We start from the raw sequence: 15355 nt of genomic DNA on the forward strand, positions 1-15355 counted from the left end.
ACATTGAGCTTATTGGTATGCTGAAACCAAAGGATTAGCGCAACATATTTTCTATCTTCAAACTCATGGAAACATAATAGTTTTATCTTTTTGATCTGACTATGATTTAGCTCATGTGTATTGTGTATAATCGAATCAATTATTGCAGGGATAACACCCCTATATACGATTAAACATAGTAGGAATATTTAGTCGTTCATTAATCTGCTACTTTCTTGCATACATGTTTATTCGTTACGCTAGCTCTAACAGAACATCCGAACAATATTAGTTTAAACAAGTCGATACAATAAGCGGCTTTTACAGGTGATAAATGACGAACACTAATTTCTCTCAAACTGCTGCCTTCATTTGGTCGGTCGCTGACCTGCTTCGCGGTGACTTTAAGCAATCACAATATGGTCGAGTTATTTTACCCTTCACTCTGCTTCGCCGCCTTGAGTGTGTGCTGGAAGAAAGCAAAGAAGCTGTTGTTATTGAAGCTGAAAGAGTCAAAGCCATGCCTCTTCCAGAAGATGCTCAAGAAAAGATGATTCTGCGAGCCACGAATGGCTTGGCATTCTTTAATACCTCGCCGATGGATCTTGGCAAAATGGGGCAAAAGGATATTAAGGCGAATCTTGAGCGTTATATTCAGTGCTTTTCTGCTGATGCCCGTGAAATTTTCGAGCATTTCAAGTTTGATGAATTTGTTGGCTTGTTGGATGGTGCTAACCTGCTCTATAAGGTTGTGAAAAAATTTGCCACCACTGACCTAAGCCCAAAAGCCGTTTCAAACCATGAAATGGGCTTAGTGTTTGAAGAATTGATCCGCCGCTTTGCTGAAAGCTCGAATGAAACAGCGGGAGAGCACTTCACTCCTCGCGATATCGTTCGCCTAACGACGTCATTAGTGTTTATGGAAGATGATGATGCCCTCACCAAAGAGGGTATTATCCGTACTATTTACGACCCAACTGCGGGTACAGGCGGCTTTCTTTCTTCAAGTATGGAATATTTGCATAAATTAAACCCTAAAGCCGTTATGCGCGCTTTTGGTCAAGAGCTTAACCCAGAATCCTACGCCATCTGTAAAGCTGACATGCTGATTAAAGGGCAAGACGTTAGCCGTATCAAGCTGGGTAACACCCTATCTAATGACCAACTACCCACCGATCAGTTTGACTACATGCTGTCTAATCCGCCGTTTGGTGTCGATTGGAAGAAAATTGACGGTGAGATTAAAACAGAGCATGAAGTAAAAGGCTTTGATGGGCGTTTTGGTGCGGGTTTACCTCGGGTGTCAGATGGCTCGCTGCTTTTCTTAATGCACCTTATTAGCAAGATGCGTGATACACATAACAGCGATGGCAGCATTAATGCTGGTGGCCGTATTGGTATAATCTTAAACGGCTCTCCTTTGTTTACGGGCAGTGCTGGAAGTGGTGAAAGTGAAATTCGCCGCTATATTCTAGAGGCTGATTTACTTGAAGCCATCATCGCGTTGCCTACAGACATGTTCTATAACACAGGTATCGCGACTTATGTTTGGGTACTCTCAAACAAGAAAGACGCTGAGCGTAAAGACAAGGTTCAGTTGATTGATGGCTCACACCTCTGCGGTAAAATGCGCAAGTCACTTGGCTCTAAGCGTAACGTAATGAGTGAAGACGACATCAAAACCATTACCCGTGCCTTCGGTCAGTTTGAAGTGATTGATGCAACATCACTGGCTGACATGGGGCTTGATAAGCCTGCCGAGGTAAAAAGTAGCCGTGGTCGACAGGCTGCTAATCCTAAAGCCGAAACAACAAAAACCTTTGCCAGTAAAATTTTTAACACTTACGAGTTTGGTTACCGCCGTCTAACGATTGAGCGACCGCTGCGTTTATCGGCGCAAATTACCGATGCCGCCATTCAGTCGCTGCGTTTTGCACCTAAGCCGCTAAATGCCGCTATGGTGGCACTGTATGGGCAATTCGGTGGTGCTTGGACAGAGGGAAGTGCTGATATAAACAGTTACGGCCAATTCACAGAGGTTGAGGTTGAAGCTAGGGCTATGATCAAGGCTGATTTCCCCGAGCTTAAAGAAAAGCAGATTAAAGATGTATTAGAGCCCAAGCTTTGGTTGTGGCAACAATCATTGATGAACGATGCAAAGCAGCTTCAACAAGCAGTTGATGCTCATGCAGGCAAAGCGCTAGGCGGGACGCATCAACCGTCGGACGACTTCAACCAGTTCGAACTCACCCTCAAAGTCGCGTTTAAAGCCACTGGTATTAAGCTCGATACCAAACAGAAAAAGCAGTTTATCGATGCCATCACTTGCAAAAATCCAGATGCGGCACCTGTGGTTAAGAAGGTGATTAAAGACGATGCACAGCCATTTTACGGTACTTTTAAGTATCAAGGCACTGTGAAAGGCTTGTTGGGACAAGTTGTTGAATACCAACAAGACGGCGATTTGCGCGATAACGAAAACGTGCCACTTGATCCAAGCATAAGCACCTCTGAATTGATTGAAACTTACTTCACTAAAGAAGTCGCCCCCCATGTGGCCGATGCGTGGATTAACGCCGACAAGCGTGATGATAAGGACGGTGAAATTGGTATTGTCGGTTACGAGATCCCCTTTAACCGTCATTTTTATGTTTACCAGCCGCCGCGAGATTTAGAAGCGATTGACACTGATTTGGATGCGGTCAGTAAAGACATTATGAAGTTGCTGCAAGAGGTGCACTCGTAATGAACGACAAACACCCAGCATTACTGCAAAGTGCAGAGTACAAACAATGGCTAACAGAGCTTAAACAAAAAGTGGCATCAAGCCAGCAAAAAGCCGTCGTTAAAGTGAATACCGAGCTTTTAACCTTGTATTGGCAATTGGGCGAAGAAATAGTCGCCCGCCAACAGCAAGCCGCATGGGGCGATAAGTTATTAGCCCAACTCAGCCAAGATTTAATGGCCGAATTTCCACAAATGAAAGGCTTTTCACAGCGTAACCTAAAATACATTCGCCAGTGGTATCAATTTTTCTCAAGCGATGCAATTGGGCAACAGCTTGTTGCCCAATTAGTACAAATCCCTTGGGGACACAATATTCAGATTATCAGCAAGTGCAGCACCAAAGCCGAGGCCGCATATTATGTGAGTAACACACTCGCACATGGCTGGAGCCGTAACGTGTTAGTGCACCAAATTGAAAGCGGCCTGTGGACGCGCGACGGCCAAGCCTTACATAACTTTGAGCAGCGTTTGCCTGCCGCGCAATCAGAGTTAGCTATTCAAACCTTAAAAGATCCGTACATTTTTGACTTTTTAAGCCTTTCAAAAAATCATTCAGAGCGCGAATTAGAGCAAGGGCTGGTTAAGCACATCACTCAATTTTTGCTGGAACTGGGCGCAGGCTTTGCTTACATCGATAAGCAATATCCGCTGCAAGTGGGTGAGCGTGACTTTTATATCGACCTGCTGTTTTATCATATTCATTTACATTGCTACATAGTGATTGAATTAAAATTAGGTGCTGAATTAAACCAGAGCGAGCCAGAGCATGCAGGCAAGCTGAATTTTTATATTAAAGCGGTTGATGAGCAACTTGCTAAAACAGGTGATGCGCCCACCATTGGCCTGTTACTGTGCAAAACCAAAGATAAGTTAGTGGCCGAATACGCCCTCAGCGGCATGGACAAACCCATGGGCATTGCCGAGTATCGCTTAACCCAACAGCTCCCCGACTCGTTGAAAAATGAATTGCCCAGTGTTGAAGTATTAGCCCAGCTAGGGGGCGATCATGAGTGAGTTAAAAGCTGGTAAGTATCAGGCTTATTCTGAGTATCGAGATTCTAAAATCGGCTGGTTGGAAAGAGTCCCCTCTCACTGGATTGAAGGGAGCGTAAAGTACATCTGCAAGAGTCTGGATTATAAGCGTATTCCGCTAAGCGCAGAGGAGAGAGGGAGCCGTCAAGGAGAATACCCTTACTATGGTGCTTCAGGTGTAATAGATAGAGTTGATGATTATCTTTTTGATGAGGATACGATATTGTTTGGCGAAGATGGGGCCAACTTGCTTGCAAAAAGTACCCCTTTAGCTTTTATCGCCTCGGGTAAATACTGGGTGAACAATCACGCCCATATATTGAAACCTTTAGATGAAATGTACTCATTTTGGGTTAACTCTCTAAATAATTTGGATATTAGTCCCGTGGTAAGCGGCTCCGCTCAACCAAAACTTACAGCGGAAGCGTTAGGCAATTTAGAAGTTGTCTACCCACCAAATGTTGAAGAGAGACAAAAAATAACCAACTTTCTAGATCACGAAACGGCCAAAATCGATACGCTCATCGACAAGCAGCAGCAACTGATTAAGCTATTAAAAGAAAAGCGCCAAGCGGTGATCAGCCATGCAGTGACTAAAGGCATCTCTAATAAAGAGCACCCACAAGCCCCAATGAAAGATTCAGGTGTCGAGTGGTTAGGTGAAGTGCCAGCGCATTGGGTGGTTACTAAACTGAAATACCTTTCATCTATTCAAGGCGGTTATGCCTTTAGTAGTGATTCTTTTACGGAGGAGGGTGTTCAGATTCTTCGTATCGGTAACGTTTATCAAAATAGGCTTGCTCTAGAGCGACAACCAATATTTGTACCTAATAAAATGCTAAATGAACTATCTGATTTTAAAGTTCAGCAGAACGATATCCTCATGTCTTTAACCGGAACTCTAGGCAAGCGTGACTATGGATTTGCGATTAAGGTTGAACATTGTGACTATTTTTTACTAAATCAACGAGTGGCCAAATTACTTCCATTTGACGCTAAGGTTGATGTGGACTTTTTAATTAATGTGTTGTGGTCTGAATCATATCTAACACAATTATATTCATTACCATCAGGGACTAAACAAGCAAATTTAGCAAATAGTGATGTTTTAGGCATTGTTGTAGCAATACCTCCAACAAAAGAAGAGCAAAGGGCGATAGCGAACTATTTGAGCCAAAAACTAGAATATTTCGATAGAACAATTGAAAAAGCTCAGAACGCTATCCTGCTGATGCAAGAACGCCGCACCGCCTTAATCTCAGCTGCTGTCACAGGAAAAATAGACGTGCGACATTGGGAGCCGCCTCATGACTAACGATGCTACGCCGCCGCTTGGGCAGTTTATTTTGTTTCAAACAGACGAAGGCCAAACGCAGGTTGAGTGTCGTTTTGAAACTGAGACCTTATGGTTGACGCAAAACCTCATTGCTGAGCTTTATCAAAAAACCGTACCGACGATAAATGAGCATTTAAGCAACATTTACAGCGAGGGTGAACTTGAACAAAATGCAACCATTAGGAATTTCCGAATAGTTCAAATAGAAGGCGCGCGGGAAGTGGCGCGCGATGTAACGCATTATAATTTAGAAGCCATATTAGCCGTGGGTTATCGTGTGCGCTCTAAGCAAGGTATGCTGTTTCGTCAGTGGGCGACGAAAACATTACAAGAGTACTTAACGAAAGGCTTTGTCATGGATGATGAGCGCCTGAAAAACCCAGACAACATGCAGTATTTTGATGAACTGTTAAACCGTATCCGCGATATACGTTCATCAGAGAAGATATTCTGGCGCAAGGTGTGCGACATTTACGCCACCAGCATAGATTACGATGGCAAAGCCCAAACCAGTGTCGATTTTTTTGCCAAAATACAAAATAAAATGCACTGGGCGGCACATGGTAATACCGCCGCTGAATTGGTGTTTAAGCGTATCGATGCCGATAAGCCTCATTTAGGGTTAACGAGTTTTGCTGGCACAGAGCCTACCCGCAAAGAAGTGGTAACGGGTAAAAACTATTTAGATGAAAAAGAGCTTGATACCTTAAACCGACTGGTTAACTCCTACTTAGAATTTGCCGAACTGCAAGCCCGTAACGGCAAATTGATGAAAATGGCAGACTGGGCCAGTAAGCTCGATGACTTTTTACGTTTAAGTGATTATGAAGTCCTTAACCATGCAGGCCATATTTCACAAGCCCAAGCCACAGAAAAGGCCAAACAAGAATATGATAAGTACCGAAGAGTAATCGATGCCCAGCCATCAAAGGTTGATGTCGATTTAGCTAATGCGCTAAAGCAGCTACAAAATAAGCAACCGCAGGATAAGCCCAATAATTAACCTGAATTGCTTTGGCGCTATCAGCTCAAAGGTTTAATCAGGCCGCAGGTTTGCTAGGCCATAGGGCCACAGGTTTAATAAGTCACCTATAGGGAATAATAAAAGTGATAGATACAACCCAAGAGCGTATTTTTCAAGACGACATCATTGCTCAAATGGTAAGTAAAGGTTGGGTTGAAGGCTCGCCAGACGGTTACAACCGTGAGACTGCAACCTATGAGCAAGATGCGTTGGCGTTCGTACAGGCCACTCAACCCAAAGAGTGGCAAAAGCTGTGTAAGGTGTATCCCAATGAGCCAGAAAGTCATTTCTTAAAAGCACTAGTTGCCCAGTTAACCAAAGCCGATGATAACGCGACTGACAAAGAGTCTCGTCTTTGGGGAACCTTGGGTGTGCTTCGTCATGGGTTAAACATTCGTAATGCCCGCTTCTCGTTATGCCAGTTCAAGCCCGAGCATAACCTTAACCCTGAAACTCTGGCGCGTTACCAACAAAACATTTGCCGTATTGTGCCTGAGTTGGTGTATAGCCCCTATGCCACTAAAGAGCATTTAGCTGCTACGGGTAAAAAAGCCAAAGCATGGCGGATTGACCTAGTGTTGTTCGTTAATGGTATACCTGTTGCGACATTAGAGCTCAAGTCTGAGTTTAAGCAAGCTGTCGAGAATGCGATAAAACAATATAAACGTACTCGCTTAGCTAAAGACCCTGTGACCAAGAAGCGTGAGCCATTATTGAGTTTTAAACGTGGCGCATTGGTGCATTTTGCTGTGAGTCAGTATGAAGTCTACATGGCAACTAAGCTAGCGGGTGATGACACCTTCTTTTTGCCGTTTAACAAAGGCACCAAAGAAGGCGGTGCGGGTAACGATGTACCCGAAGATAGCAGCCTTTATGCTACTGATTATTTGTGGAACGAGGTGTTAGTACCAAGCAACCTATTAAACATCATTGGCCGCTTTGTGCATTTACAAATTGAAGAGAAAGAAGACTGGGAAGGCCGTAAGTCTAAAAAAGAAACCCTTATCTTCCCGCGTTATCATCAATGGGATGTCGTTTCTAAGCTAATCAATGCCGCGATTGACGAAGGTACGGGTAATAAATACCTAGTGCAGCATAGTGCTGGCTCGGGTAAGTCGAACTCTATTGCATGGACAGCCCACCAGCTATCCACGTTATACGATGATAAAGGTGAAAAGCAATTCCATTCGGTGATAGTGGTGACCGATCGCACCGTGCTTGATGATCAGCTGCAAGATACCATTTACCAGTTTGAACATGCTGATGGCGTAGTCGGGCGGATTAATAACAAAGAGGGCGATGGCTCTAAATCTGAAAAGCTGGCATTGGCGCTGGAAACTTCACAGCCAATTATCATTGTGACTATTCAGACTTTCCCGTTTGTATTACGTGCGATAGAAAATTCGACCTCGCTGAAAGAGCGTAGCTATGCGGTGATTGCCGATGAGGCGCATTCATCACAAAGCGGCTCAACAGCACGTAAGCTGAAAGAAGTATTGATGACCGATGAGGTTGATGATGACGTTGAGTTATCGTCAGAGGACATTTTAGACGCCACTGTTGCCGCACGACAAGGCAGTGCCAATCTTAATTACTATGCCTTTACTGCTACACCTAAAGCGAAAACCATTGAGTTGTTTGGGCGTTTACCTAATCCAGAGCTTCCACCATCAAAGCAGAATATGCCAGAGGCGTATCATGTGTATTCAATGCGCCAAGCCATTGAAGAAGGCTTTATTCTGGATGTGCTAAAAAATTACACCAACTACAAAGTGATGTACCAATTAGCGCAGAAGATAGAGGCTGCCGATAAAGAAGTCGACAGTAAGAAGGCCACGGTAAAACTCAACCAATGGGTGCGTTTGCATGATCACAACATTTCACAAAAGGTGAAAGTGATTATTGAGCACTTTAAAGATAACGTAATGGGCTTATTGGGCGGTCAGGCGAAAGCTATGGTTGTTACCAGCTCACGTAAGGAAGCGGTGCGCTACAAGCTTGCCTTTGACAAGTACATTGCAGAAGCGCTTGCTGATAAGAAAACTGGCTATGGTGCAATACGAGCCATGGTGGCATTTTCTGGTGAAGTTGAGTTTAGCGAGAATGATCCTGATAGCTTCGCATTTTTGGATCAGAAGTTTACCGAGAAAAACATGAATCCAGACCTTAAAGGTCGGGATATGCGCAAAGCTTTCGACAGTGATGATTATCAAGTAATGCTGGTGGCCAACAAGTTTCAAACAGGCTTTGATCAACCTAAGTTATGTGCCATGTATGTAGATAAGAAACTTGGCGGTGTTGAATGCGTGCAGACCCTTTCGCGTCTTAATCGGATCTACCCTAGTAAGACCGAGACAGGCACGTTTGTTTTAGACTTTTATAATTCGCCTGATGACATTCTAGAATCGTTTCAGCCTTATTATCAGACTGCTGAGCTCACCGATGTTACCGATCCTAACATGGTGTTTGATTTGTTTGAGAAGCTACGCACAAGCGGCATTTTCTTATGGGCAGAGGTGGAGAAGTTTTGTGAGGCTTTCTTTACTAAGAAAAAGTCTAATGCTGCCATTAGTAATATTTGCTATCCAGCTAAAGACCGTTGGCAGAAGCGCTATGCATCTGCGATTGATGCTTACATCAAAGCCAAAGAAATGTTTGAACGTACGAAGCTAACAGGCGATGCAGTGCTGATAGCCAATGCTGAAAATAGCTTTAAGGATTGTAAGCAAGAAAAAGACCGTCTTGAAATTTTCAAGAAAGACTTGGGTAGCTTTACTCGTTTTTATGAGTTTATGTCTCAGCTGGTGGATTATGACGACAAAGAGCTAGAAAAACTGAGCTTGTATGCACGGCACCTTCGTCCTCTATTACGTGAAAAAGTCGTAGAAGAAGATGAGCTGGATTTGGATAACGTGGTAATGAGTCACTATCGTTTATCTAAAATTCGTCAGCAAGATATTCAACTTAAAGAAGATGCCGTTGAGTATGGGCTTGAACCTAGTTCGGATGTCGGCTCAGCCAAAGCGAAAGATAAAAAAGAAGAGCTGTTGTCGTATGTGCTTGAAAAATTGAATGAAGCATTTGCCAATGAAAACTTATCAGATGGTGATTTGATTAATACCGTCCGTAAGTGGAGTGAAAAGGTTCGTGAGAACGAGACTGTTATGGCGCAAATCAAGAACAACTCTAGAGCTCAAGCCATGCTCGGTGACTTCCCTGTGGCGAGTGATGAAGCGGTGATGGCTAGCTCAAGCGCTGAACAGGAAATGATGGTGAAATATTTGAGTGATCCTTCTACTCGTCAAAATGTATTAGAGGTCATGTTTGATATGTTGAATGGTCATAGGGCTTAACCGTTAAGGCAACGGCTTGGTTGAAGCAATGTCGAGGCGACAAGCTTAGATAGGCTAACTAACTGTGACGTTGAACGTGTGGTTTATAGTGGCTATTTAGGGGCATTCTATGGTCACTAAAGCAAAGGTTTGCTCGCTAGAAGCATAGGCTTGGTTTTATTGCCTCATTCAACTCAATCATTGTTCTATTTGGGTTGATGAAATTACTATTAAATGAATTGAGTATGTTTCATCTTTTACGTGCGCGACTAAACTGTTTAGCCGTCTCAAGGTGCTTTTATTAACACTTTGCGCATAGTGTTCGGACAGGCTCTACCTGTGTAGTAATCGCCCTTCTTTTTTGCAGTGCGAATGAGTATTTGCATCTCTTTATCTTGTTGGGCTTTCGAGCCTTCGAGTCGATCGAAAAATGGTGCGGGATAGAGAGGAGTGTACACATGGAAGTAGAGGTGTTGAGCGGCAGTATCTTTGTAGTAATGATCTAGTGCTGATTGAATGATAATTAAGGCGTCAGCACCTTCACGCATAGTTATATAGTATTTGCTCATTTCAAGTTCAACATGATACTGCTCTACAATCTTGTAAACCTCATCTTTGAGTTCTAAAGCTTTCATGTTGGTGAGTTCAACGAGCTCTAAGTAGGCAAGAATTCCATTGTGCATGTCTGATTTTTTAATCTTCATATAATAGCGGTTGTTGAAGTACCACGTGAATTCATTTAGTAGAGCATTAATGCGCACAGCTAACTTTCCTTCTTTAGTTTTTGCTCCAGTAGAGCGTCCACCATGAAGCTTGCAACGACCATTGACCTTATTACCATAACGTTTGCATGGTTTACCATTTCGGGTCTTTGCTCCGCATTTAGGCAGGCTGTCTAGGTTAAATTTAGTCATGTTCTATCCTATTTGTGTTGAACAATTTAGTGATCACTCGCCTGTATTGTCTTCGGTTCATGGACTTTGTTTTGCATTTGAATTATTCGAAGGTTGCAATGATCACTTCCATTTTCACAAAACCCACTGTATGACTTGTTTCATGGAGTTAGCCTTTGCTTTGGGATTCGTTCATCAATGACTTTAGTGATCAAAATAAGAGTGATCACTTTTCGGTTCATGGGGTGCTACTTGAGTGATGATCACTTCGTCGCTCGCTTCATTGATCAATACATCTTTATATCGATAACTTTGCCTTTTCTGTGTTGGTGGGGGATTCGTCAGATGACTTAAACTAGTGGTTCTAGATGCAATACATTCTTTGAGTTGTTGCGCATGAGAAAGGGCATTAAACCAACCATATGGTGATAGTTTTTTTGTCTTGGTCATAGGCTCAAGTTCAGTTGTTTGAGAGGCTCTATAAAGCAGCTTTCGTTTATTTTTTTCAAATGTAATGTTTGGGGCCACCAGCATAAGATCATTAGTCGGGCCAAAAGATTTTGCTGGTGGAAGCTTATTGCTTATAAAGCCTTTAGCTTTTCCATTGAGTTCTTTAGTGTGTTCTTTAGCTAGATAACTTGAGCGATAAACAGCCTCTTTGAGAGAGGCTTTGTTGCCTCTGAAAATGATACAGAAGGGGTTGTCCACGAATGATACTGTGCCATTAGCATGAATTGCCCACTTTGCTTTTATTAGTTTAAGTAATTTACTTGAGTGCTTGATTTTATGCGCACTGAGCATGATCTCTAGATGGTAGTGCTCGGTGTCAGAAGTGTTTTGTTCTCTAGCGCAATGATAAATAATTTTACACAGATATTTGTTAGCTAGAAGCTCTGAGATTTGTTGTAAGAACAGCTTAATAGTTTGATTATCGACTGAGTAACTATTTGGATGGAGATCAATTCTTGCTACTAGGACTTTGCTGTAATGGCTAAGCATAATCTCATAGTCAGAGATAATGGTATGGACTATGCTTTTTGTTAAGCGTTTATACTTGGGTTTATAAACTTGATAAGCATGGTTCTTGTAAGCAAACAAAGTTGAGTTGTGCTTGGATATACAGAACGGCTGTTTACGAACCTTAGTGTTGAGCGTTTGGCTTTTATTTGTATTTATTGGCATGGTTATTTGTCTAGTTATTTGACACTTGTTCAGTCTGGCGGCGATATATTATTTAATATCCGCTGTACAGCATGACTTGTTTAAGCTCAAATCATGCTGTGCCATTGGGGTTGTGTGCTTTTTAGTTCGTTTCACTGGGTATTGTTCATGGTTCATAGTGTGTCATCAGTATGGGTAAAAAAAGCAGGTTCAAACCTGCTCCTTTTACTTGGTGGATAACCATTCATGGACGTCTTTGAATCGCCAGCGTGAACGACCATTTTGAATCAGTACTGGTGGAGGGAATTTCCCAGATTTGATCCATCGACCTAAGGTTGAGCGACTAACTCCTAGTAACTTTTGGATTTCAGGCTTTTTTACCAGTCGGTTATCGTCTAAGTACATAGCTAAGTGGTCAGTGTTGATATTGGACATCTTAACCTCCACTTAGTTAATCGCTTGACGAGAGGCTACCCAATCATTGAGTTCTGATAATAACCAGCCTACAGAGTTGCTCTCTGGGTATAGTTGTCGTCGTTTTGGAAATAACCCCTTACGTTCAAGAGACCATGCAGTCGTACGAGATATAGAGGTAATGGTTTTGCGTTCAGCTTCGCGGATGATACGGTCTGGTGTTGTTAAGTTAGATGTTGACATGGTCACTCCCGTTTAAGTACGTTTCGTGAGTGATTTTGCATGGTTAAATTCGAGTAAAGGATAGCTGGCACAGCGAGCGACCCTTTACAGTTATTAAAGCCTATTGATTAGGTGATTAAATTTCTTTTGAAACGAACGGTCCGGTATTACTTTAAATTGGGCCTCAGGTGCACCATGCCATGTATTTGTGATAACAAATTTCATTTTTATATCTTTAATCATCGGTTGAATGAAGCTTTTAAATTTCGCGGATTTCAAGTCTTCTGGATAACAGATATTATTATCTTCACAGAGTTTAACTATCGACTTCAATACAACCTTTGGAGGGTAAGGATGATTGGCTTGTTCACTGTAGAACTCTTCTAGAATGAACTCTGTAAGCCTTATGGCGTCACTGTATTTATTGAGGAAGGCTCTATGTGCTTTTTTTTGAGCAGTTTTTATACTTGTTAATCCTTTAGTTAGTAATGACTTATGCTCTACTTCATAATTATATTGACCAATTATATAAATAAGCTTGTGATGAATTTTAGCAAACAGGTTTTTAATGCCATCGGGATTGTTACTACCAGTAATATATTCACTCTGAAGACCTTCTAGAGCAGAGACAAGCTCATCGAGCTGACCTAAATTAGTATTGATTAAATTTAGATTTTTCTCATTAGTAATAATGGATAACTGTTTTAAAGGGCACTCGTCACTAATGAGTGTATTAATACTTTCTCTCATCGATGTGATAAATAGAGTTGAAGATATGTCATGACTATCAGAGGTGAATACTATATTGATTTTAGACATTATGTTATCTCTACATCTTTAACTTGTTGAATTAAGCTCGCTTTATAAAAGGGGCTATGTTGTTATGAGCATCATTGACAAGAGGAGCTAATAGGTTTGATAATTTTTCTAATGCCTCTCTTCTTTCTTCTAAGTAATCGTGCTGGTTATACACCCCTTCAATGCCCTTTAACTTGTGATTAAGGCAACGCTCAGCGATGTGGGGAAGTACCTTCAACTCAGCTAACATGCTACGACAGGTTCTGCGTAAATCGTGGATGGTAAAATGTTCAATACCCGCTTGGCCTAGTAAGTTGTCATAGGGTTGTTTATTACTATCAACCTTCTTACCAAACAATTTCGCTAGAGCATGGTTTAAGGTATCACTAGAGATATACCCTCTTCGTTTGCTCGCACGACGAGAAGGGAAGACAAATTCAGAACCACCAGACCGAGCATGAAGTTCTTTAAACCAATCAATTGACGCATTGGGGAGAGGTATTGTAATAGCGACCCCTGTTTTGCTTCTGTCTTTTGGCATATGCCAAAGCTGATTGTCAAAATCAAACTCAGTCCATTTAGCTGCAATGAGCTCTCCTTTACGAACACCTAGAGAGAGCAATAAGGCAACGGCTAGATAATTATCTCTCGTAAAAATATGATTATTGTCTCTTAGGACTTTAAAAAGGCTAACAAGCTCCGTGACTTTAAGTGCTCGTTCTCTGCTCTTTTCTACGCCACCAGCATCAACAGGTTTAAACGCTGTTGCAGGGTTACCAGCTATGAGATCAAGTTTACAGGCGTGATTGAATAGTTGTTTACAGCACAGTAGCGTCTTATTAGAGACCGTAGGACGGTTACTGGTTGCTACTTTATGGATTATGGCCCTAATGTCACGAGCATTTACGTCAGCCACTCTTAGCTGCCCAATTGTAGGTTTAATTTCTTTAGAGTACATTCGCATCGGGATCTCGGCATGCTTTAAACGTGATGCAATCGTTTGATACCAATCGTCAAATAGATCATTGACGGTGATGATTGTTTCTTCTTGCTGCCGTTCTCGTTCAGCTAAAGGGTCGATACCTTGTTTGGCTAACAGTTTAACTTTTGCGGCTTCTGCTTTTGCTTCAACTAAAGGCATGGCTGGATAGAGCCCGCCTACTAGCATCATAGAGCGGCGATTACCGTTAATGCTGTATCTCACTTCCCAATATGCCACACCTTCGGTCTGCACTCGGATATAGAGTCCATCACCTACAGCCTTGCGTCCAAGCTCTTTGCTTTTAAGAAAAGATTTTATTTGCTTATCATTCATTAGTTTAAGTCCAAATTGGTGACTAGATTTTTTTAAAAGTGGTGACTAATCAATTTAGTCACCATTTTAGTCCCACTTTTTATTAAACAATAGCAAACAATTACGAACCTGTAAAAACAAAAAAATCCGTAATAACTTGTGTTATAACGGATTTTTTAACTAACTGGAACAGCCTGAAACATTATTCAACGTTTTGGATCTGCTCGCGCATTTGCTCAATCAATACTTTTAATTCAACAGCGGCTGAAGTGATTTCTGCACTGATTGATTTTGAGGCTAAAGTATTTGATTCGCGGTTAAACTCTTGCATCATAAAGTCTAAACGACGACCTTCGCTGCCGCCTTTTTTAAGGATGCGGCGAGCTTCAGCTACGTGAGCTTCAAGACGGTCCATTTCTTCGGCAACGTCTTGCTTTTGCGCTAGGAGTACCATTTCTTGTTCGATACGAGCAGGATCCAGTTCACCAGCAATATCGGCTAAGCGGTTAGTGAGTTTTTCGCGTTGGTATTGCATGACGGTAGGCATGTGTTCACGCACAATCTTCACTTGCTCCATTACGCCGTCTAAACGGGTAAGCAGCATGTCTTTAATCGCTTCACCTTCACGGCCGCGCGCTTCGATAAATTGATCGATTGCAGTGTCGAATGCTTTCATTAAATCTGCGCCAACGCTGTCCATGTCTTGTTCGGCAGTGGCTAGTACGCCAGGCCAGCGTAATACGTCAGTTAGGCTTAGTTCGCCTTGTCCTGCCTCTTGTTTTAACCAGTTTGCCGCGTTAAGTATTTGCTTGGCTAGACCTTGGTTAAGTTGTAATTCGTTGCTGCTGTTGTCAGCTAATTCATAACGCAAATTCACTTCTACTTTGCCACGGTTAAGGCGTTTACGAAGACGATCGCGTAAGACAGGTTCAAAGCTACGGAACTGCTCAGGCAGGCGCAGGTAGGTTTCTAGGTAGCGCTGATTGACTGAACGAATTTCCCATGAGGCTGTGCCCCATTCTGCTTTGTGCTCGATACGAGCGTAGGCTGTCATGCTTTGGATCATGAAGTGTCCTGTTATGT

At 42.4% G+C, this 15355-nt stretch carries 12 protein-coding genes; 5 read left to right on the forward strand and 7 right to left on the reverse strand.

Features of this window, described 5'->3' with window-relative positions; genetic code table 11:
- Positions 1-313: 313 nt before the first annotated feature.
- From EGC82_RS02575 to EGC82_RS02595, 5 genes are all read left to right on the forward strand, one after another.
- Entirely contained in the window at positions 314-2725 is a 2412-nt protein-coding gene (locus EGC82_RS02575; RefSeq protein ID WP_124729366.1) for a type I restriction-modification system subunit M, read from the forward strand.
- On the forward strand, positions 2725-3780 hold the full coding sequence (locus tag EGC82_RS02580) for a PDDEXK nuclease domain-containing protein (protein ID WP_124729367.1): 1056 nt from the start codon (positions 2725-2727) through the stop codon (positions 3778-3780). Before EGC82_RS02575 ends, EGC82_RS02580 begins: the two co-directional genes overlap by 1 nt.
- On the forward strand, positions 3773-5113 hold the full coding sequence (locus EGC82_RS02585) for a restriction endonuclease subunit S (protein ID WP_124729368.1): 1341 nt from the start codon (positions 3773-3775) through the stop codon (positions 5111-5113). Before EGC82_RS02580 ends, EGC82_RS02585 begins: the two co-directional genes overlap by 8 nt.
- The gene (locus tag EGC82_RS02590; RefSeq protein ID WP_124729369.1) at positions 5106-6137 is read left to right on the forward strand and encodes a virulence RhuM family protein; all 1032 of its coding nucleotides are present in this window, start codon (positions 5106-5108) and stop codon (positions 6135-6137) included. Before EGC82_RS02585 ends, EGC82_RS02590 begins: the two co-directional genes overlap by 8 nt.
- A 104-nt stretch (positions 6138-6241) precedes the next feature.
- On the forward strand, positions 6242-9511 hold the full coding sequence (locus EGC82_RS02595; protein WP_124729370.1) for a type I restriction endonuclease subunit R: 3270 nt from the start codon (positions 6242-6244) through the stop codon (positions 9509-9511).
- Between the two features lie 266 nt (positions 9512-9777).
- Here the strand turns inward: EGC82_RS02595 and EGC82_RS02600 are convergent, their stop codons facing one another.
- From EGC82_RS02600 to EGC82_RS02630, 7 genes are all read right to left on the reverse strand, one after another.
- Complete coding sequence (locus EGC82_RS02600; protein WP_124729371.1) at positions 9778-10404, reverse strand: HGGxSTG domain-containing protein; 627 nt, start codon at positions 10402-10404, stop codon at positions 9778-9780.
- Positions 10405-10587: 183 nt separating this feature from the next.
- Entirely contained in the window at positions 10588-11565 is a 978-nt protein-coding gene (locus EGC82_RS02605; protein ID WP_124729372.1) for a YagK/YfjJ domain-containing protein, read from the reverse strand.
- A 204-nt stretch (positions 11566-11769) separates the two neighbouring features.
- Positions 11770-11979, reverse strand: coding sequence for a helix-turn-helix transcriptional regulator (locus EGC82_RS21825; protein ID WP_208646919.1), 210 nt, complete (start codon positions 11977-11979; stop codon positions 11770-11772).
- Between the two features lie 12 nt (positions 11980-11991).
- Positions 11992-12201, reverse strand: a complete 210-nt coding sequence (locus EGC82_RS02615) for a helix-turn-helix transcriptional regulator (RefSeq protein WP_124729373.1) — start codon at positions 12199-12201, stop codon at positions 11992-11994.
- Between the two features lie 93 nt (positions 12202-12294).
- Positions 12295-12999, reverse strand: a complete 705-nt coding sequence (locus tag EGC82_RS02620) for a hypothetical protein (protein WP_124729374.1) — start codon at positions 12997-12999, stop codon at positions 12295-12297.
- 31 nt (positions 13000-13030) lie between these two features.
- The gene (locus EGC82_RS02625; protein WP_124729375.1) at positions 13031-14293 is read right to left on the reverse strand and encodes a tyrosine-type recombinase/integrase; all 1263 of its coding nucleotides are present in this window, start codon (positions 14291-14293) and stop codon (positions 13031-13033) included.
- A 181-nt stretch (positions 14294-14474) separates the two neighbouring features.
- On the reverse strand, positions 14475-15338 hold the full coding sequence (locus tag EGC82_RS02630; protein WP_059746839.1) for a YicC/YloC family endoribonuclease: 864 nt from the start codon (positions 15336-15338) through the stop codon (positions 14475-14477).
- Positions 15339-15355: the final 17 nt, after the last annotated feature.

The sequence above is a fragment of the Shewanella livingstonensis genome (genome assembly GCF_003855395.1).
GTDB classification, from domain to species: Bacteria; Pseudomonadota; Gammaproteobacteria; order Enterobacterales; family Shewanellaceae; genus Shewanella; species Shewanella livingstonensis.